The sequence below is a fragment of the Mycoplasma sp. 1573 genome (assembly GCF_053851775.1).
Map to the genome: position 1 here is coordinate 238,157 of NZ_JBSQBG010000002.1, position 20,692 is coordinate 258,848.

Sequence of the window (20,692 nt, forward strand, 5' to 3'; positions counted from 1 at the left end):
ATTTTGTTAAAATTTTGTAAACTTGTTTAACACTCAAAATGGTGCTAATTTAAAAAATAAATATAGCGCATAAATGATTTATTCATTTCGGGACTAACAAAAGCTTTTTACTCGGAACTATTAGAGCTTTTGTGCGCATTTCGTGAGCTAGAATTTTGCAAAATCTAGTGATTTAATTTTACCAAAAAATCACACTTTTTATCTATTCATCATGTACTTTTGCAATTACATAAAGAGCAGCAGTCTCAGCACGAAGAATTGTTTTAGTTAATTTAATTGATTCAAAACCGGCATGAATAGCTTTATTTACTTCTTCATCACTAAAACCACCTTCAGGCCCAATTAAAAACAATGAAGATGGTAAGAAAAATTTATGTCCTTCACTTTGATTTTTTTCATGAGCAATATAACGGTGGTCAAAATCTTTAATTGCTAATACATCTTCAAAATTTAACACTGAACTTAATGAAGGTATTTTGTTACGAAATGATTGTTGGCAGGCTTCAAAAATAATTTTCTCAAAGCGTTTTCTTTTGTTTTCAAAATCATCAACCTTCATTTCGCTGTAACGACTTTTGAACGGATAAATATGACTGACACCTAATTCTGTTGCTTTTTGTAAAATTAATTCAAAGTTTTTTCAATTTATTAAACTAACTGCTAAACCAACAGGCTTACTGAACTCATGGTTTAAGTCTAATTTTTCGATAATATAAGCTTTTTGGTCTTCATAGCGGCACTGATAAAATTCATTTTCATAAACGCAAATAAATGTTTTGTTAAATTGTCTAGCAACTCTTAAGTGATGAATAGTTTCCTGGTCTAAAATGAAGTAATTATTTTCTTTTTTATTAACAATAAAGCGCATGTTGTTCCTTTTTTTGTAAAAATTATAATTAAAAAAGTAGCACATTGCTACTTTCAAAGTGAATATTAGTATAAAGCTGCTTTAGCTTTTTCAACGATTTGTTCAAAAGTTTTTGGGTGGTTAATTGCTAGTTCAGAAAGCATTTTTCTATTGATAACCACGTTAGCTTTTTTAAGTCCATCGATTAAACGTGAATATGTTAATCCTAAAGGTCTTGAAGCTGCATTAATACGAGCGATTCATAGTTTTCTGAATTCTCTTTTTACTTGTTTACGGTCTCTAAATGCATATGTTCATGATTTAACAACCGCTTGTTTTGCAACTTTGTAACCGATTGATTTGTGTCCTCAGTATCCTTTAGCTAATTTAATTCATTTTTGTCTTCTAGCTCTTGTAACTGTTCCGCCTTTTACACGCATAATAAGTTCCTTTCTAGATTAATTCTTTAATTCTCTTGTAATCTGATTTTGAAATCATTCCAGATTTACGAGATTGTCTTTTTTGTTTTGTTGATTTATTTTGAGCTAGGTGTGAACGATAAGCTTTTCCACGTTTAACTTTTCCGCTACCAGTGATTTTGATACGTTTAGCTAACGCTTTTTTAGTCTTCATTTTTGGCATCGCTGTTTTCTCCTTTGTTTGAATTTGGTTTCACTTTTTTCTTATCTTTTTCTAAATACATATCTAGAAATTTTTCATTGGTTAGAGTAGGTTCTTTAGTGATTTTTGCAATATCTTCGACTGCTTGGTAAAACTTCATTAAAACTTCTTGACCAATTTCTGGTCTTTGCATTTCTCTACCTCTAAACTTTAGAGAAACTTTTACCCGATCACCATTTAGTAGAAATTCACGAGACTTACGTGCTTTAGTTTGCAAGTCATGATCACCAATCATAGCAGTTAGACGAACCTCACGATTAACTGTGACTGATTGTTTTTCTTTAGCTTGTTTAGCTTTTTTCTTACGGTCGTATTTAAATTTTCCGTAATCAAGAATTTTTGTAATTGGTTTGTTGTCAGCAATTGAAATTAAAACTAAGTCTTTCTTTTCGCTTTTTGCTCTTTCGATTGCTTCATCACGTGACATAACACCAATTTTTTCTCCGTCACTATCTAGAACAAACACCTTCTTGTAAGGAATTTGTTCGTTTAAAACGTGTTCTGATTTTGGTCTTTTGTCTTTATTGTCGTTAGATTGAATAACTATCTCCTTTAAAAATAAAAAAGTGGTATTAATCCACTTCTCCACTACATAAAAAAAACATATAGTAGCAACCCGATTTAATAAAACCCAGGTGAGAAATGAATCTTCTTTTTGCTTTGAATGCTTATAAATAATACCACATTTTAGTATAAAAATTTGTAAAAATATATCACCGTCCGAGTCCAAAAAAATTATTAATTAGCCTAATCTAGATTAACCATTTGCTAAAATTTAAAGTATGAAAATAGATTTACAAAAATTACGTCAAAATCTTGACAAAGCTTATGCTCCATACTCAAAATTTCATGTGTCTGCTTTAGCAATTGATGAAAATGATAATCAATACTGAGGAGTCAATTGTGAAAACATTGCTTTTCCATCTGGATTATGTGCTGAAAGAAGTGCACTATTCTCAGCACCAGTACAAGGTGCCAAAGTAGGAACATTCAAAGAAATTCACATTATTTCATCTTCTGAAAAACCAGTATTTCCATGCGCTGGATGTCGTCAAGTAATGTGTGAATTTATGAAACCTGATAGTTTAGTATATTGTTATTCAAATGACACAAAAGAAGTAATGAAATTCAAACTTGAAGAATTAGTACCAAATGCAATCTGACCAACAACTATTAAAGTAGGTTAAACATTAACATATGAAAAAACAATTTAAATTCTTACTGCCTTTAATTACAGTTGCAACTACTTCTTTGCCACTAGTAGCAATAAGTTGTAACAGTACAAATGAAAAAGATCCTGTTAAAGAAGAAAAATGAATTCAACCAGAAAGTGATTTAGTTGATAAAACAGTTGAAGCATCTGAAGATATAAAAATTACAGATAAAAATTTCGCTTGAATCAATGAAATGAAAGAAGACATTAACAAATCTCTTTGAATCAATCCAATCGAAAAACAACGTTTAATTGCCGATATAAATTTAACATCTAGTTCATTACAAACATTACCATTCAACTCTGAACAACTAAAACTATATATGAAGGGAATGGCACTTGGTGAGCTGTCTAGTAACTCAAAACTAATCAAATTTTTATTCGTTGACTGAACACAAACATTTTTTAGTAAGTTCATTACTCATATTTTGAACCCTTTTGAACAAAAGGATGAAGATATAACAAATTGAATAAGCGTTCAAAAAGCCAAAGCAAACAAAGTGTCTATTGCGCTATCTAAGGATCCTTGAAATTTGGTGAAAATAGGTGACGAAATCTTGATTGAACAACACAAAAACTTAGATGACACAATCAAATTTCTAACTAACAAAAATAAACTTCAAGTAATTACATATCCTGCAGAAAATAAAACTAAAACACTCTTTGCTTTCGATGCTAACAATGAATACATAAATCTTCCACAAAATATGGTTAAGATTGAGAATGGTAAATATATTGTTAGCTATCCTGGTTTAGATAAACCAAATGAAATAGAAATACAAAATCCAACAATACTTAATGTTACAAAAAATAGCAACATTTTAGAACTAAAATCACTTGCGATAAATAATCAAGTAATTTATGGTGGTTTTGATATTAATTTATCTGCTTCTAAAATGTATGATGACAGTATGGTCTTTTTGGATAACAAAGTGATTGATGATGAAGATTATGTTAGTGAGGATACAAAAATTGAAAATACACAAAATTCTTCAAATAATACTAACAACAATCAAGAAGTTACCATCTTAGCTTCGATGGAAGACTTTGTTAAAAACACTGATTTTACTACTCAAGCAATTATTTATATCAGTAATCCAGCACTAAAAAAAGAATTTATCGACCCCGAAACTAATAAATATATTGATTTCATTGCTTTAGATACTGATTTTAGCAAGCAAGAATACAATGATGAAAAAGTTGCTTACATAACCAGCGAAGTAGAAAATAATGAAGTTGCAAGATTTAGTTTCGCTTTAAAAACGCCTCCTTGCCTTTTGGTTCGTGTTTCAAAGCAATTCGCACTTTCTTACATAGAACACAAAGATGCACAAGTAGCTAAATATTTAGCAAAACAGGATAAACAACAAGCATAATGAAAAGAACAAGAGACTTTTATCTCCTGTTCTTTTTTTGTTATTTTTTAGTTTTAATCGGAACGTAAAGTTTCTTAACTTCATCAGTGTAAACGTGTTGTTTTTTATCTTCGGGATGCAAGTAAATGTTAGGTAAAAATTCAGTCCCTACATTTTTTGTAAACATTGCTTCTATTAAGCAAAATTTAGGAGTAGCACTAACACGTGGAAAGACTAATTGAATTCTTTTTGGTTCAAAACCATGTTTTTTCATTGCTTCAAGGCAGTCTACAAAACGATTAATAGGCAAAACTACAGATAAATATCCATTTTGTTCAATTATTTTTCTTGAACCAGCACATAATTGATCTAAATTTAGATAAATCTCATGAGTAGCAATTTCTTGAAAAGAAGTAGAGGATTTTCTTTTGATGTTTGCATCAACTTTATAGTAAGGGGGATTACAAATTATAAGATCATATTTTTTTGCTAATTTATTGCCCACTCTATAAGCATATTCTTGTGCATAGTCATTAAAATCTGCTTCAATTATGGCAATTTTGTTTTCAAGATTATTCTTTGTTACATTAAAATTGGCAATTTCTACTGCTCTTGGTTGTATTTCGATGGCATCAATTTTGATTTTTTCACTTCTTTGAGCAACAAAAATACTCAAGGCTGCATTGTTAGTTCCTACTTCTAGGATATTTGTTACTGAGCTATTTAAAGTACAAAAATTTCCTAGCAAAATAGTGTCAACTGAGTATGAAAACATCTCCTTATCCTGCATTATTTTTAAACCATCTTGATAACCTAAATTATTTTCTTTTCAACTACTTCTCATAATTATTAATTGTATAGTATTTTTCACTTGTCCAAGTTAAGCACATAGAAAACAAAAAAGATAGAATCAAACGATTCTACCTTAAAAAATATCTTTTTTTATTAAGCAGCTTTCATTTGTTCTGCAACTTCAGCAGCAAAGTCAACTACTTTAACTTCAATACCTTCTCCAACTTCAATACGGAATGATTCAACTAGTGATAGTTGGTTGTCATTTAAATATTGAGCAACAGTTTTTGAGTCTTCCATAACAAATGCTTGGAATAATAAAATTCCTTTTTCATCGTAAGCTTTACGTAATTTACCTTCAAGCATACTTTTTTGCACTTTTTCTGGCAATTTATCTCATTTTGGATTTGATTTAACATCTGCTAAAGCTTCTTCTTCAATTTGAGCTTTTAATTCAGCTGGTAAATCATTTTCTGTATCGTAGTTTGGATTTAAAGCAGCAACGTGCATTGCAACATTACGAGCTGATTCAGCATTTGATCCTTTAACTAAAACAGCTGATGCAATACGATTGTTAGCGTGAGTATAAGCAGCAACTACTTCACCTGCAGCAGGAGTAATTTTAACTACACGACGTAGAGTAATTTTTTCTCCAATTTTTGCCGTTGCATCAGTAACTTTTTGTTCAACAGTTTCTGATCCAATTTTTAATTTCATTACGTCTTCTAGAGTTTCGAAATCATTAGATAGTAAAACGTTTTCGATTTCACTTACTAGAGATTGGAATAATTCATTTTTAGCAACAAAGTCTGTTTCAGAGTTTAATTCAAATAAAACAGCATATTTGTCGTTTTTAGCTGCACGAACAATACCTTCAGCAGCAACTCTTCCTGCTTTTTTAGCGGCTTTAGCTACACCTTTTTCTTGTAGTCAAACAATTGCTTTTTCAATGTCATTGTTTGTTTCTTCTAAAGCTTTTTTACAGTCTAGGAAACCAGCATTGGTACGGTCTCTTAGTTCTTTAATTAATTTTGGTTCTGCGGCCATGATTATTCTCCTTTTGAATTGTTAGGACGACGGAAATTTCTTTTTGGTTGGTCGTTTGCTGCTTCTTTTTTAGGATCTTCAGGTAAAACAATAGCATCATCATTTTGGTAAGCAAATAATGCATTTTGTCCTCTTCCTGTTGCAATAGCATCAGCTAGGATTGTTAGGATTAAGGTGATTGATTTTACTGAGTCATCGTTAGCTGGGATTCCGAAATCAACTGCATCTGGATCAGCATTTGAGTCTAGAATTCCAAAAACTTTTACACCTTTTTTGTGTGCTTCTTTAATAGCGATTTCATCTGCTAGTGGAGAAGCAACGATCATAACATTAGGGATTTTTTTCATGTGACGAATACCGCTTAGGTTTCTTTGTAACTTAGCGATTTTTTTGTCAAAGTTTAATCCTTCTTTTTTGGTGTATCCTACATACCCACCAGCTTGTTTAGCTTCTAGTTCTGATAGTAAGTTAACACTTTTGAAGATTGTATCTGAGTTTGTTAAGGTTCCACCTAATCAACGTTCAGCAACATATGGTGAATTAACTCTTTTTGCTTGTTCTTCAACTGCTTGTTTAGCTTGTTTTTTAGTTCCAACAAAAATGAATGAAGCACCTTTTTGTGCTGCTCTTTGAATCATTTTGTATGCATATTCTAATGATTTTTGAGTTTTAGCAATGTCAATAACGTGAATACCTTGTCTTTTTTGGTATAGGTATGGTTTCATTTTTGGATTTCATGCACTTGCACGGTGTCCAAAATATGTTCCTGCTTCAAGTAGTTTACTTCTTGAAACAATTTCTTTTTGTGCTTCAGCTTGTACTGGAGCTTTTGTTTCTTGATTTTTGTTTTCCATAAATTTTCCTTTGTTTGTCTTCCCAAAATTTCGAAATGATGGAATCATATACGACACAACCATCAAAATCCATTTTGGTGCTTGATGAAATTAATAAAATAGGTACCAACTAGGTTAGTACTTAAATATTTTAGCATAAAAGCCTCGATAACAAAAACCGGCAAGAAAAAATCTAGCCGAAGCTAGATTAGTGATTATTTAAAAATGTAGTCAAAAATTTGTTCGTAATGTTCGACTGGAATAAATTTGATTACTTTTTTAACTTCATCAGGAACATTTACTAAATCTTTTTCGTTTGATTGTGGAATAAAGACAGTGTCGATACCAAATTTTGAAGCTGCTACTGACTTTTCTTTCAATCCACCAATTGCTAAAACTTTTCCACGCAGTGTAATTTCTCCTGTCATGGCAATTGTGTGTGGTACTGGACGTTTCGACAATGCTGAGATAATCGATGTTGTAAATGTTACTCCAGCACTTGGCCCATCTTTAGGAACTGCCCCTGCAGGTACGTGAATGTGAATGGTGTTGTCATCAAATTTAAAATCAATGCCAAATTTTTCTGCATTAGCTTTAACATATCCTAGAGCGATTTGTGCCGATTCTTGCATAACTTCTTTCAGTGAACCAGTCAATTTGATTCCTTCTTTTCCTTCAAAAGTTGTTACTTCTATTGGGAGTGTTGAACCACCGTATGGAGTTCAAGCAAGTCCATTAACTGTTCCGATTTGTGGTTCTTTATCATTTTTAGACTCATCATATTTGATTGGCCCTAAAAATTCATCAACTGCACTTAAATCTACAACAAATTCGTCTTTTACTTCTTTGTCTAAAATTTTAACAACTATTTTACGACCGATTTTATCTAGTAAACGACTTAGTTCACGAACTCCACTTTCTAGTGTGTAGTACTTAATGATATAGTTAATCACATCATCGCTAATTTGGTATTGTTTTTCAGTTAATGAGTTAAATTCAAGAACTTTTGGAAGCAAGTGACGCTTAGCAATTTGTAGTTTTTCAATTGATGTGTATGAACTTAATTCAATCAATTCAACCCTATCGATCAATGCCTCGGGAATTGAATCATAGTAGTTTGCTGTCGCAATAAACAACACTTTCGAAAGATCATATTCAACGTCCAAATAGTGATCTTGGAAGTTTACGTTTTGTTCTGGATCTAAAACCTCTAAAAGTGCTGAAGTAGGATCTCCACGATAATCAGCCGACATTTTATCAATTTCGTCTAATAAAACAACTGGGTTTGAAACACCTGCTTTTTTGATGGCATTAATGATTTTTCCAGGCATTGCCCCTACATAAGTACGACGGTGTCCACGAATTTCAGATTCATCTTTTACACCACCTAAACTTACTTTGATGTATGGTCTTTCTAGAGCATTAGCAATTGAACGAACTAAAGTAGTTTTTCCTACCCCTGGAGGACCAATTAGTGTCAAGATTGGCATTGGTCTTACTGCTTCATTTACAAGACTTCCTTCTTTTGAAACAAATAAGTTTTTGTCAATTAGGTGATCTTTATCGTTAGGAATCTTTACATATTCATTTTTGTGTTGATTTTGTGCTTTATTGTGATTCATTACAGCAATAAATTCCAAAATTCTTTCTTTTGGTTTCTTTAAACCATAGTGTTGTGAGTCTAAAACTTTTTTTACATTCTCAATGTCTAAATTTTCTGCTTTTACTTTTCTTCAAGGTAAAACTTGTAATAATTCAATATAATTTTTAGCAATATTTGCCTCAGGGCTTGATGGCATCATCTCTTTGATACGTGCTTTTTCTTTGGCAATTGTTGTTTTAACAACATCTGGATAAAGTAGATTTAATTCACTATTTTTGATTGTTTTTTCGTATTGTGTTTCTTCTTCATTACCACCTAGTGAATCTTGAATTATTCTCATTCTTTCACGTAGTAAGTATTCTTTTTGTTGTGAGTCTAATTCATTTCTTAGAGCAGCATCAATTTCTTCATCAATGACATTTAATTGTCTTAGTTTAATAAATCCTGAAATTGCTAACGAAAGTTTTTCAACATAATCGTTTTGTTCAAAAATTTTATATCTATCTTCAAAATCCAGTTTTGAAACTGAACCTAACAAAATATCAGCAAAAGGCATTAAATCTTCAGCTGTATAAATTGTTTCAATTGGTGCTGTAAAAGCTTCTGTGCTTTCACTATTGATAACTTTTTGCAATGCTTTTGCAAGTTTTGATAATAATGCTTTAGCTAAATTTAAGTCAGAAACATATTCTCTTACTTCTTCAACAACAGCACTTGCATTAGACATTAATTCAGGACTGTCTTCATTTGATAAAACAGTTAAATCCTTTAGTTCTAAAAGTTTTACTTTTTTAAGTGCTTTGAAGTTTATATCTTTTACTTTTGATTGACCGTTGACTGGTTCTCAAGTTACTACTGTTCCATATTCTAAATAATCATCAAAAGTTAATTCACCAGTTTTGTTTAGACTGCTTGGTTTAATTGGGAAAAGCGCCATTACATTGGCATTATGATCTTCAGCATGTTTTCAAATCGATAGGCTGCGAGTCTTACCAACTTTGATTTTTTTTGTTTCGCCTACTGCAACAAAATCATTTCTTAGTCCGATAAATGGGTACTGCATTCTTGCTCCTTTCTAAGTTGTACTAATTATAGCATAAATTAGCACTCAACAATGTAATGTGCTAAAAATACAAAAAGCCCAAATTGGGCTTAAAATTTTAAATCCTTGGTTCCAAAAATACGATCACCTGCATCTCCTAAACCTGGAATTATGTACTTTTTATCATTTAGATGTGAGTCTTGACAAGCCAAGAAGATATCGACATCACTAAATGAAGAAGTAATCTTTTTAATTCCTTGCTCAACACCAACCAAACAAACAAGTTTAATGTTGCTAAAACCATCTTTTTTTAGCTCATTGATAGCATCGTAAGCACTTGTTCCGGTTGCTAACATTGGATCTACAACCATTACAACACTATCTTTAGCAACATCTGGAATTTTGTAAAAATATTTATGAACTTGAAATGTTTTTTCATCACGATATAGGCCAATATGACCTACTCTTGCTTGCGGAATTAGATTTAAAATTCCATCTACCATCCCTAGTCCTGCTCTTAAAATTGGAACAATAATAATTTCTTTATCTAAAATGTATCCAGTTGTTTGCGTTTCTGTCGGCGTAACGATCGATATTTGTTTAGGTTCGTAATCACGCATTATTTCAAAAACCATTAATGAAGCAATTTCATTAAGATTTTTACGAAATTCTTCATGCGGTGTATCTTTTTGACGCAGTGTCGTCAATTTCGTTTTAATAAGCGGGTGATCAAAAATCTTTACCATAAGATTAGTCCTTTTTGAAGATTTCAACTGATTTTGACATACCGAATCTTGTTGCACCCAACTGGTACATTTTTTCCATATCTTCTCAAGTTTTAATTCCACCGGCTGCTTTAATTTCAATTTTGTTGCCTACAACATCTTTCATAATTTCGATGTCTTCAAAACTTGCTCCACGGTATGAAAATCCAGTTGATGTTTTGACAAAATCCGCTCCTGAAGCTAAAACTATTTCAGTTGCTTTTCTTATTTCTTCGTTAGTTAATAAAGCAGTCTCAATGATTACTTTTAAAATTTTGTCTTTACATTCTTTTTTAATTTCTTTGATTTCATTTAAAACAAAATCGTATTGTCCTTGTTTGAAACGACCAATATTAATTACCATATCGATTTCATCGGCTCCGTGTGCTAAAGCTAATTTTGTTTCATGAACTTTAGCCTGTGTTACCATAGCTCCTAATGGAAAACCTACTACTGTACAAACTATAGTATTTGAATTGGTTAATTTTTCTTTGGCATGTTTAATTCAAGTTGGATTTATACACACACTTTTGAAATCATATTGGATTGCTTCACTAATCAATTTATCAATTTCTTTTTGAGTAGCTTCCGGTTTTAGTAAGGTGTGATCCACCATTCTGTTGTATTGCATTTTGCTCCTAACGCATCTTTTTAAAAATAATTGGATTATCAATAGGTTTTTGATTGAATTTGTATGATTTTTCTATTTCTTCAATAACCTCATTATTAATTGGTTTTGATGAATAAAAAGTAAACAATGTTTCACCTTTTTTAACATACTCATTTGTTACTTTGTTTAAATAAACTCCTGCTTCGAAATCTAGTATATCTTCTTTTGTTTGTCTCCCTGCACCTAGTTTCATTGCTGCTAGACCAAAATCAAGAGCACTAGTAATTTCTAAATAACCTTCGTTTTCACTCTTTAATTCATAAGTATATTGTGGCTTAAATCAATCTTTTGATTCAAGAACTTCAGTGTTTCCACCTTGGTTTTTAATTCAAGCTAGAAACATTTTATAAGCAGTACCATTTTCAAGATATTGCTTAATTAGATCGTATGCTTGTTTTTCTGAACTAACTTTTTTAGTTTCTAATAAAAATGCTGATGCTGAAGAATAAATTAGTTGCTTGAAATCTTCAGGACCATGCCCCTTTAATGTTTCAATTGCTTCTAAAACTTCAATTTTATTACCAATAGCACGACCTAAAGGTTGTTGCATATTGGTTATTTCAACTATTACTTTTCTACCTAAATTTTTTCCAATATCAATCATTTGTTGACCCAATTCAGTGGCCTGCTCAATATTTTTCATAAAAGCCCCTGAACCACACTTAACGTCTAACAAAATAACATTTGAACCAGTTGCTAGTTTTTTAGACATGATACTTGAAGCAATTAAAGGTATTGATTGTACTGTTCCGGTAACATCTCTTAAAGCATAGATTTTCTTATCAGCCGGAACCAGTTTTTCATCTTGTCCTACTAAAGCAATGTTTAATTCTTCAACTGCCTGTTTGAATTCTTGGTCGCTTAAACTTACTTTAAAACCTTCGATAGATTCCAATTTATCAATAGTTCCACCAGTTTGTGCAAGTCCACGTCCCGACATCTTTGCTACTTTTAATCCTAGACTAGCTAAAAGAGGCATCAACACTAGGCTTGTTTTGTCACCGACACCACCTGTTGAATGTTTATCGACAATATCAGTGTTTAAATATGATCAATCTAGAACTTTTCCAGAATTCATCATAGCTTCGGTCATATAGGCAGTTTCTTTATCGGTCATCGAGTTCAAACGAATAGCCATTAAGAAAGCTGACATTTGATAATCAGGAATTAAATTTTGAGTATAAGAATTTATTATTCAGTTAATTTCTTCTTTAGTTAAAGTAATTTTGTTTACTTTTTTATCAATTAAGTCTACCATTCGCATAATTAACCTGCCAATGATAATGCTAATTCCATCATTTTGTTGAATGCTTTTTCACGCTCTTCTGATGATGTATATTGGTGAGTTACAAGATTATCACTAATTGTTAAAATACATGCTGCTTTTTTGTTTAGTTTTTCAGCTACAGTGAATAGTCCATAACTTTCCATTTCAACACACACAGCACCTTGTGAATTTTTAATTCTTGTATCAACTGCTACATCTGTGTAAAAAGCATCTTCTGAATAAACGTGTTCTAAACGAACTGGAATGTTTAATTGCTTAGCATTTTTTAAAATTTGATTATTTAATTCTTCTGAAGGATAAACAATATTTTCTTCAGTTCCTAAAAAAGCTTTTCTGAATGAAGTGTTTTCTCCAAAACAGCTTTTTGTTAAAACAATATCATATAGAGCTAAATCTTCAACGAAGGCTCCACTTGAACCAATTCTAACAATTGATTCTACATCATAAAAGTTAAATAATTCATATGCGTAAATCCCGATTGAAGGGATACCCATACCTGAGGCACAAACACTAACTTCGTGTCCGTGGTATTTACCTGTATACATTAAAACATTTCTAACATTTGATACTAAACGAGGATTTTCTAAGTATTTTTCAGCAATGAATTTTGCTCTTAGAGGATCTCCTGGCATCAAAACTAGTTTAGCAATGTCGCCTTTTTTGGCATTAATGTGTGGTGTCATTTTGTCTCCTAATAGTTGTAAATTTCAGGTATTTTCTACCATATTAATTTTATCACAAAGACACAATCGGCTTGGTGGTATGACAAGGCTAAATTTCAAAAGAGGTAATCATTTTTGCTCCTTCATTTATAAGTTCGTTATTGTTGTTTTTTTCATCATTTTCAGTGCTTGGAAATGCATATACATCTTTATTTCTATCAATGAAATGGTCGATCAATTTATCAATATTTTTATCCTCTTTTAAAGAAGAAAAAATAACTAACTTACTTGCTAACGAAGAACATAATCGCTTGGTTGCTTCAAAATGTTTCTTTTCCAATTTCTTAACTGGTTTATATAATTCACTGATAATCACCAAATTGTCATTTATAGCTGATATTTTTAGTTTATCTAGTGTACTTTGAGTATCGAGTGTTGAAATTAAAATTACTGGTTTGTTTGCATCATAAAATTTTCAAAATATGTAGCGTTCTACTTCATTATGAACTGTGGTCACTAGGCTACAATCAATATTTTTTAATTTTTCAAACACCATATCAATCAAGGCTTCTATCTTAGTGTCTAAATATGCTCCTGTAAATGCTAATTTGTTCTTATTATGTAAATTTTGTATTTTGCCTTGATAAAACAGAGTAAAAGGCGGTTTAGCTAAACGTAAAAATTCATCGGGATAATTTCTATTAAAAAGTGATAAGCAATTGCTAAATTTATCTTCAATATTTTCTAGTTCTTCATCTTTAATAGGTTCTTGTTGTTCTAAAGCATGGTAAATTTTGTCTCAATCGCCATTGTATTTAATTGAAAAATATTTTACAATTTCATTCATTTTGTCTCTCCTACCTATTAAAGTAAAAAAACCGATCATTTTTGAAACAAAATTCGATATTTTTGTTGTCTTTGCTGAAGCTAAAAAAATAGCAAAAAAGTCGCAAACCAAAGTTGCGACTTTACTTGATTATAATCAAAATTTAAGTATATATTGTGCCTTGATAATTACTATTATCTTGAATTGTTCAAGGCTTTTTTGATATTGATTTCTTCGATAAAAGAGTATTTTTTTGAGTCTTTGTCTTCAGTATAAGTAGTTTTTAAGTTTAAAGGTTCTGTTGAAATGTTATTTACAATGATGTCAATTCTATCAGCACGTGAGTGCACGATACCTTTATTAACATAAAAAACTTTTCTTTCTGAAGCATCAATTCCTGAACCACCAACAAATAATTGACTGGTTACAATAGCTGCGGTAAATTCTAAACAATTAGCTTGTAAACCAATGTATCCTTCAGTTGTTTTTAGGGTAACAATATCTGTTTTAGTTTCTAAAAAACTTCCATAAGGAGTGGTTATTGTGACTGAAATTAAACTACTTGCCATTTGCTAGTTTTTGTGCTTTTTGCACTACTTCTTCAATTGTTCCAACATATAAGAAAGCTTCTTCAGGTAAGTCATCGTATTTACCTGCCAAGATTTCTCCGAATGAACGAACTGTATCTTTTAATTTAATGTATTTACCTTGGTAACCTGAGAATTTTTCAGCAACGAAGAATGGTTGTGATAAAAAGTTCCGAATACGACGAGCACGAGCAACAACTTTTTTATCTTCTTCACTCAATTCGTCCATTCCCAAAATTGCAATAATGTCTTGTAGTTCTTTGAATCTTTGTAAAATATTTTGAACTCCACGAGCAACATTGTAGTGTTCTGTTCCAATTACTTGTGGATCTAGTAGACGTGATCCTGAAGCAAGTGGGTCAATAGCAGGATAAATTCCTAAAGCTGCAATGTTACGGTCAAGAACTGTTTTAGCATCAAGGTGAGTAAAGGTTGTAGCAGGAGCAGGGTCAGTTAAGTCATCGGCTGGCACATAAACAGCTTGAACCGAAGTAATTGATCCTTGTTTGGTTGAAGTAATTCTTTCTTGCAATGAACCCATTTCAGTTGCTAGTGTTGGTTGGTATCCAACGGCTGAAGGCATACGCCCTAACAGAGCACTAACTTCACTACCAGCTTGAGTGAAACGGAAGATGTTGTCAATGAATAAAAGCACATCTTGATTTTCACGATCACGGAAGTGTTCGGCCATTGTTAGAGCTGTAAAAGCAACTCTCATCCGAGCTCCAGGAGGCTCATTCATTTGTCCGAATACTAAAGCAGTTTTATCTAAAACTCCACTTGCTTCCATTTCGTGGTAAAGGTCATTTCCTTCACGTGTTCTTTCTCCTACTCCGGCGAAAACACTTATTCCCCCGTGTTGAGTAGCGATGTTATTAATTAATTCTTGAATTAGAACGGTTTTACCAACTCCAGCTCCACCAAAAAGACCAATTTTCCCTCCTTTAACGTAAGGCATTAATAGGTCGACAACTTTAATTCCTGTTTCTAGAATTTCAATTGTTGATTTTTGGTCTTCAAAAGCAGGTGCAGGGCGGTAAATAGGTTCATATTTAACATTGCTATAGTCGAAATTTTTGCCATCAATAGCATCCCCTAAAACGTTAAACATTCTTGAAAGCACTTGTGCTCCAACTGGTACACTAATTGGTGCTCCAGTGTCAATAACTTCTAGTCCACGGCGCAAACCGAATGTTAAGTCCATTGAAATTGTCCGTACTGTGTCATTTCCAATTTGTTGTGCTACTTCGAAAACATACTTTTTATTTTCAAAATTTAGCACTAAAGCATTGTTGATAAAAGGAACGTGTCCTTCACTAAATTGAACGTCGACAACAGGCCCTAAAATTTGAACAATTTTTCCAACTTTTGTTTTTTTATTTTCTGACATATAACTCCTTTCTTAAGAATTTGAACCACTGATGATTTCAGTGATTTCTTGAGTAATTTTTGCTTGTCTTGAACGGTTGTAATTTAATTGCAATTCGCCAATTAATTCATTTGCATTATCAGTTGCATTTTCCATCGCAGTTCTTCTTGCACTAGTTTCACTCAATTTTGCATGTGCTAAAGCCAAATAAATACTTGCTTCAAAATAGATAATGAATGAAGAAGCCAAAATCTTAGTTGCACTTGGTTCATAAATTGATAAATCGGTACGATTAATTTCTTGTGTTCTTCCAGTGTGCTGCAATGGAAAAATTTGTTTAATTTTTGGTTCAGTAGTGATTGAGTTAATGTACTGAGTGTAAATGATATTTACCTCTGAAATGTGAACTTTTTGAATCACATCGTAGATTTTTTGACTAATGATTTGTGTCAAAGAATAGTCTAAACTATCTCCAACGTGAATAAATGACTGAATAACTTGATCACCATATTTTTCGTTTAAAAAGTTAAGAATTTTACTTCCTAAAACAATAAATAATGGTTTTTCATCGTTTAAATCACGAATCATTTTGTATAAATTAGCATTGTATGCACCACAAAGACCTAAATCAGAACCAATTACTATATAAAGTTTTTGTGGTTTTGTATCTTTAGGAGATTGTGAGTTAAGGATTTTGTTAATATCCTCAGCATGTAAGAGAATGTTGTCAAAAACAGCCATTACCCGATCATAGTAAACATTTATTTTATTGAAATCGGTTTTGATTTTGGCAATTTTGGCAGTGGCCACTAATTCCATTGCTTTAGTAATTTTCTTAGTGGTTGTTACTGATTCAATTCTGTGTTTGATTCCTAATAAATCAGCCATTATGCAGGAATAGCGTTGTATTGACTACTATCGTAGTTAGGAATAGTCTTTAAGAATGTATTAAGAATGAAATCAGTTAATAATTCTTTTAGATTTGCTACTAATTCATTATCAAATTGTTTGTCTTGTTGTAATTTCATTTTTAGTGACATTGCTTTTTTGTCTTGCTTGAAAAATGATAGTACTTCATTCTTGAATAAAGCAATATACTCAACTGGAATAGGGTTAGTTAAACGATATTTGATACAAAATAGCAATAATGCTTGGTCATATTGGTCTAAAGGTGAGTATTGTGCCTGTTTTAGAAATTCGTAAACTTTAGCTCCATGTTCTAAGATCATACGAGTATTTTCATCAAGATCTGAACCAAATTGAGCAAATGCTTGCATTTCGTTGTATTGTGCTAATTCAAGTTTTAGTGAACCTGAAACTTGTTTAATAGCTTTAATTTGTGCACTACCCCCTACCCGACTAACACTAAATCCAACGTCAACAGCTGGTCTTTGTCCTGAATTGAATAAACTTTCTTTAGTAAAAATTTGTCCGTCAGTGATTGAAATTACGTTAGTTGGAATATAAGCTGAAATATCTCCCGCTTGAGTCTCAACAATTGGTAAGGCAGTACATGAACCACCACCATTTTCTTTGTTTAAACGTGCACTACGCTCTAAAAGTTGTGAGTGTAGATAGAAAACATCTCCAGGGTATGCTTCACGTCCAGGAGGACGACGTAATAACAATGATAGTGTCCGGTAAGCAACAGCGTGTTTTGATAAGTCATCATAAACAATTAAAACTTCTTTACCGTGTTCCATTCACTCTTCAGCAATAGTGATTCCAGTGTATGGAGCAATATATTGCAATGGTGAAGCTTCACTAGCTCCAGCATTAATGATTGTTGTGTAACTTAAAGCATCATTAGCTTTTAAAGTTTCTACAATTTGGCTAACAGTTGAATTTTTTTGTCCGATTGCAACATAAATACATAAAACATTTTTACCTTTTTGGTTCAATATTGTATCAATAGCAATGGCGGTTTTTCCTGTTTGACGGTCACCGATGATTAGTTCACGTTGTCCTTTTCCAATTGGAACTAAGGCATCAATGGCTAGGATTCCGGTTTCTAGTGGTTGGTTAACTTCTTCACGAGTCATAATACCAGGAGCAACTTTGAAAATTTCTGAATAATAAGAAGCAGAAATTGGGCCTTTTCCATCGATTGGGTTAGCAAGAGCATCCACTACACGCCCTAAAAGTCCATCTCCAACTGGTGTTGAAATAACTTTATTAGTTCTTTTAGCTTCGCTTCCTTCGGTAATTTTTTCATCATTTCCTAAGATAACAACTCCAGCTAGTTCTTCTTCTAAGTTTAGAACCATTCCATAAACATCATTTTCAAAGGCAATTAGTTCTCCTAGTTTAGCGTTATCTAAACCACTAATAAGAGCAATACCATCCCCAACGGTAACAATCTCACCAATTTCAGCTGTTTCAATTTGCTTTGCAAAATTTTTGACTTGATTTTTAATAATTGCACTTAAGCTTGTTGGTTTTAAAGCCATGGTTACCTCCTTTTAATTTAAAATAGTTTGCTTCATTTTTTTCAACTGAGCCAGGATTGAATTGTCAACAACATTATCCCCGATAACGATTTTGATACCACCAATAAGATTTGGCTCAAGTTTATTAACGAGAATGATGTTTTTGTTAAATTTGGCTGTCATTTTTTGTTCAAAATCTTTTATTTCTTGTTCACTTAATTTGATTGTTGAATAAATAATTCCTTGTTCGATATTTTTCTTTTCGTAATACATTTGTTGGAATTTAGCAAAAATGTCACATGTTAAACCGATTGTACGATTACGCACTAAGACTTTCAAAAAATCAATTAAGATTGGTTGCCCATTGTGCATAATGTCATCAATTAATTTGAATTTTTGCTCATCTTCAAGTGAATAAGATTTTAAAATTTTTAAAATTTCTTTATTTTCGTTAATTGCTATATCAATAGCTTGAAAATCATTGAAGATATTTTCAAGATTATTATCCTCATCTGCTAGTTCATAAATGGCCAATGCATAGTTAGCAATTTGTTCACTATAGTTCATTGTTTGCCTCTTCTAGCAATTGTTGGATCATTTTCTTGTTTTCTTCATCTTTGATTTCTCTTCCTAAAATTTTCTGGCTGATTTCGATTGCATTTTCAACAATAATTTTCTTTTGCTGACTTTCAAAATCTCTTCAGCTTTTAGTGATTGAATTGTTAGCTTGTTCGATGATTGAGTGTGCCTTGTTTTTTGCTTCTTCAGTTTTGTCATCTATGATTTTTTCACTGTCGATTTTGGCATCATTAATCATTTTGTCAATTCTTTTGTATGTGTCTAAAAGCGATTCATTTGCTTCATTTTTAATTTTTAAAGCATCTTCTTTAGCTTTTACAGCGTCATCAATGTTTTGTTGAATATAGTTTTGTCTTCTTTTTAGCATTTTTTTAGCAGGACGATAAGCTAATAAAACTAGAATTGTGACTGCTAAAAGAAAGAATGTTAAAGTAAAAAGAAAATAAGGTCATGAGAAAGAAAAAGTTTCGAAAATATCTCTTAGTTTTTGTGAAACTGTTTCTTCTTTCATAACTACTAAAGCTGTGTTTTGCATAAAATTAAACGAAAATTAGTAAGAATGAGATAACTAAACAGTAAATAGCTGAAGTTTCAACGAATGATAGACCGATAAGCATTAAGCTGGTTAGTTTTGATCTTGCTTCTGGGTTTCTTCCGATTGCTTCAACAGTTTTACCAACTAAATAACCTTGTCCCATTCCGGCTCCACCAGCACCGACCATTGCGATACCAGCACCAACTAAAGCTAGACCATAAGCTAGACCTGCTGCTTCGCTAGCAGTTCCATTGTCTTTGATTTGTGAAATGTTAAATAAATTTGTAACTAATTCTGTATTCATAAAATTCTCCTTTATGCGGTTTGATTAACAACCATTGTTTCCATTTGTTGGTTGATTTTTTTTCGTTTTTCTTTTTTCACTTCTTCACCCACGGCTGTTGCTCAATAACTCATTGTCAGAACCGTGAAGACAAATGCTTGAAGAAGCGAGTCAAACATGTCAAAATACAAACTTGCAAACGGCATGATAATTAATGCTATAACGTTAAATGTCAAAGCTGATTCATTATTTCCTACAACAAAACGTCATAAGTAAGTAAATAAACCATGCAATAAAAGCATTAATAAAACACCACCAGTGATGTTTCCGAACATACGGAAACTAAGTGAAAGAATAGGTGAAAAAATACCTGGTCAACTGATTGGATTTAATCAATCTTTAAAATATCTTATTTTTTGGCAACTTATACCAATAACAAAAGTCATAATTCAAGTAACGGAAGTGATTGCCAAGACGAAAGTAAGTGATGTTCCGACTGGTGCAAGTCCGGCGACTCCGACTAGGTTACCTAAGGCTAAAAAGATGAATAAACCAAAGAAATATGGCGAAAACTTATTTAGTTTTGAATCTGTCATATTGTCAGTTAAATCTTCAATAAAATAAATGTAACTTTCAACTACAACAACAATTTTCGAAGGTACTTCGTTTTCTTTTGTTTTACGAATCATGAAGTAAAGTGTTATGCTTGCTAAAACAATCATGATGAAAACAACGGCTAAACTAAATAATTGGTTTAAAGATAATACTTTTGGTCCTCATGCTTGAGGATTAGATAGTTGCCCATGATTAAAAATCTTGTCCATTTATCTCCTTTCTCTTAATTTTTTTACTGATAGTAAATGCAAGGCAAAACGAAAGTGGTAAAACGGTGATTGCAAGGCAATAAAAAACAATATTGATTGGATATAAACCACCGTGTAAATGGCTAAAACCGATTTTGTTTGTGACATAGCGATTAAACAAAAAAAGTCCAAGCAAGATACAGGCTGTCAAGATAATATTGACATAAACCATTCCGATTGCTTGTAATTTACTATATTTTTTATTTGCAAACTTGTTATAGATTCAATAATCCACAACTAATATTGCTAAAGAATTTGTTAGTCCTACCAAATAACCCCACAAATATGTATAGGTTTGAGTCTTAACAAAGGCTAAAACCAATAGACTAACAAGCAAAAAGCTGTGAAATAAAAATAAAATTCTTCCTAAGTAATTTAAAAATCTTTTATCGAAATATTTCATAACTTGTCTCATTTTGGGTTA

24 protein-coding genes are annotated in these 20,692 nt (G+C 31.9%); 2 read left to right on the top strand and 22 right to left on the bottom strand.

Translation table 4 applies throughout. From position 1 onward, the window contains the following. Positions 1-202: 202 nt before the first annotated feature. The 4 genes from ACWXVT_RS02620 to infC form a co-directional block, all read right to left on the bottom strand. Positions 203-868: a 16S rRNA (uracil(1498)-N(3))-methyltransferase gene (locus tag ACWXVT_RS02620; protein ID WP_455967983.1), complete on the bottom strand. Its 666-nt coding sequence runs from the start codon at positions 866-868 to the stop codon at positions 203-205. A gap of 65 nt (positions 869-933) precedes the next feature. Next, positions 934-1,290 (bottom strand): 50S ribosomal protein L20, encoded by a 357-nt coding sequence (gene rplT, locus ACWXVT_RS02625; protein WP_438341806.1) that lies wholly within the window; start codon positions 1,288-1,290, stop codon positions 934-936. Positions 1,291-1,300: 10 nt separating this feature from the next. Beyond that, positions 1,301-1,489 carry a 50S ribosomal protein L35 gene (rpmI, locus tag ACWXVT_RS02630; protein ID WP_438341694.1) on the bottom strand — a complete coding sequence of 63 codons (189 nt, stop codon included), beginning with the start codon at positions 1,487-1,489 and terminating at the stop codon, positions 1,301-1,303. Further along, on the bottom strand, positions 1,470-2,117 hold the full coding sequence (gene infC / locus ACWXVT_RS02635; protein WP_455967985.1) for a translation initiation factor IF-3: 648 nt from the start codon (positions 2,115-2,117) through the stop codon (positions 1,470-1,472). The genes rpmI and infC overlap by 20 nt, the downstream gene beginning before the upstream one ends. A gap of 193 nt (positions 2,118-2,310) precedes the next feature. On the opposite strand from infC, the gene cdd reads away from it, so the two are divergent. After that, on the top strand, positions 2,311-2,715 hold the full coding sequence (gene cdd / locus ACWXVT_RS02640) for a cytidine deaminase (protein WP_455967986.1): 405 nt from the start codon (positions 2,311-2,313) through the stop codon (positions 2,713-2,715). A gap of 10 nt (positions 2,716-2,725) precedes the next feature. Next, complete coding sequence (locus ACWXVT_RS02645) at positions 2,726-4,117, top strand: hypothetical protein (protein ID WP_455967988.1); 1,392 nt, start codon at positions 2,726-2,728, stop codon at positions 4,115-4,117. A 40-nt stretch (positions 4,118-4,157) separates the two neighbouring features. Here ACWXVT_RS02645 and ACWXVT_RS02650 read toward each other — a convergent pair whose 3' ends face one another. The 18 genes from ACWXVT_RS02650 to ACWXVT_RS02735 all read right to left on the bottom strand — a co-directional run bounded on the left by ACWXVT_RS02650 (position 4,158) and on the right by ACWXVT_RS02735 (position 20,671). Then, the gene (locus ACWXVT_RS02650; RefSeq protein ID WP_455967990.1) at positions 4,158-4,940 is read right to left on the bottom strand and encodes a tRNA1(Val) (adenine(37)-N6)-methyltransferase; all 783 of its coding nucleotides are present in this window, start codon (positions 4,938-4,940) and stop codon (positions 4,158-4,160) included. 101 nt (positions 4,941-5,041) lie between these two features. Continuing rightward, entirely contained in the window at positions 5,042-5,935 is an 894-nt protein-coding gene (gene tsf / locus ACWXVT_RS02655) for a translation elongation factor Ts (RefSeq protein ID WP_455967991.1), read from the bottom strand. Positions 5,936-5,937: 2 nt separating this feature from the next. After that, positions 5,938-6,789: a 30S ribosomal protein S2 gene (gene rpsB, locus ACWXVT_RS02660; protein ID WP_455967992.1), complete on the bottom strand. Its 852-nt coding sequence runs from the start codon at positions 6,787-6,789 to the stop codon at positions 5,938-5,940. Between the two features lie 194 nt (positions 6,790-6,983). Then, a complete protein-coding gene (gene lon / locus ACWXVT_RS02665) occupies positions 6,984-9,434 on the bottom strand; it encodes an endopeptidase La (RefSeq protein WP_455967994.1) in 2,451 nt (816 codons plus the stop codon). A gap of 89 nt (positions 9,435-9,523) precedes the next feature. Continuing rightward, entirely contained in the window at positions 9,524-10,159 is a 636-nt protein-coding gene (upp, locus tag ACWXVT_RS02670; protein WP_455967995.1) for a uracil phosphoribosyltransferase, read from the bottom strand. A 4-nt stretch (positions 10,160-10,163) separates the two neighbouring features. Further along, positions 10,164-10,808, bottom strand: coding sequence for a deoxyribose-phosphate aldolase (deoC, locus tag ACWXVT_RS02675; RefSeq protein WP_455967996.1), 645 nt, complete (start codon positions 10,806-10,808; stop codon positions 10,164-10,166). Between the two features lie 7 nt (positions 10,809-10,815). Further along, entirely contained in the window at positions 10,816-12,111 is a 1,296-nt protein-coding gene (locus tag ACWXVT_RS02680; protein ID WP_455967997.1) for a thymidine phosphorylase, read from the bottom strand. A gap of 2 nt (positions 12,112-12,113) precedes the next feature. Beyond that, positions 12,114-12,860, bottom strand: coding sequence for a purine-nucleoside phosphorylase (deoD, locus tag ACWXVT_RS02685; protein ID WP_455967998.1), 747 nt, complete (start codon positions 12,858-12,860; stop codon positions 12,114-12,116). Between the two features lie 46 nt (positions 12,861-12,906). Then, positions 12,907-13,644, bottom strand: a complete 738-nt coding sequence (locus ACWXVT_RS02690; RefSeq protein WP_438341683.1) for a DNA-processing protein DprA — start codon at positions 13,642-13,644, stop codon at positions 12,907-12,909. 173 nt (positions 13,645-13,817) lie between these two features. Continuing rightward, positions 13,818-14,192: a hypothetical protein gene (locus tag ACWXVT_RS02695; protein WP_438341682.1), complete on the bottom strand. Its 375-nt coding sequence runs from the start codon at positions 14,190-14,192 to the stop codon at positions 13,818-13,820. Further along, positions 14,182-15,600, bottom strand: a complete 1,419-nt coding sequence (gene atpD / locus ACWXVT_RS02700; RefSeq protein ID WP_455967999.1) for a F0F1 ATP synthase subunit beta — start codon at positions 15,598-15,600, stop codon at positions 14,182-14,184. The genes ACWXVT_RS02695 and atpD overlap by 11 nt, the downstream gene beginning before the upstream one ends. Before the next feature lie 12 nt (positions 15,601-15,612). Continuing rightward, positions 15,613-16,467, bottom strand: coding sequence for an ATP synthase F1 subunit gamma (atpG, locus tag ACWXVT_RS02705; RefSeq protein WP_438341680.1), 855 nt, complete (start codon positions 16,465-16,467; stop codon positions 15,613-15,615). Beyond that, complete coding sequence (gene atpA, locus ACWXVT_RS02710; RefSeq protein WP_455968001.1) at positions 16,467-18,029, bottom strand: F0F1 ATP synthase subunit alpha; 1,563 nt, start codon at positions 18,027-18,029, stop codon at positions 16,467-16,469. The genes atpG and atpA overlap by 1 nt, the downstream gene beginning before the upstream one ends. 12 nt (positions 18,030-18,041) lie before the next feature. Further along, positions 18,042-18,575 (bottom strand): F0F1 ATP synthase subunit delta, encoded by a 534-nt coding sequence (locus ACWXVT_RS02715; protein ID WP_455968002.1) that lies wholly within the window; start codon positions 18,573-18,575, stop codon positions 18,042-18,044. After that, the gene (locus tag ACWXVT_RS02720) at positions 18,565-19,098 is read right to left on the bottom strand and encodes a F0F1 ATP synthase subunit B family protein (RefSeq protein ID WP_455968004.1); all 534 of its coding nucleotides are present in this window, start codon (positions 19,096-19,098) and stop codon (positions 18,565-18,567) included. Before ACWXVT_RS02720 ends, ACWXVT_RS02715 begins: the two co-directional genes overlap by 11 nt. A 28-nt stretch (positions 19,099-19,126) precedes the next feature. Continuing rightward, complete coding sequence (atpE, locus tag ACWXVT_RS02725) at positions 19,127-19,426, bottom strand: ATP synthase F0 subunit C (protein WP_438341676.1); 300 nt, start codon at positions 19,424-19,426, stop codon at positions 19,127-19,129. Positions 19,427-19,437: 11 nt separating this feature from the next. Beyond that, positions 19,438-20,229: a F0F1 ATP synthase subunit A gene (locus ACWXVT_RS02730; RefSeq protein ID WP_455968006.1), complete on the bottom strand. Its 792-nt coding sequence runs from the start codon at positions 20,227-20,229 to the stop codon at positions 19,438-19,440. Then, on the bottom strand, positions 20,213-20,671 hold the full coding sequence (locus tag ACWXVT_RS02735) for a hypothetical protein (RefSeq protein ID WP_455968007.1): 459 nt from the start codon (positions 20,669-20,671) through the stop codon (positions 20,213-20,215). The genes ACWXVT_RS02730 and ACWXVT_RS02735 overlap by 17 nt, the downstream gene beginning before the upstream one ends. Positions 20,672-20,692: the final 21 nt, after the last annotated feature.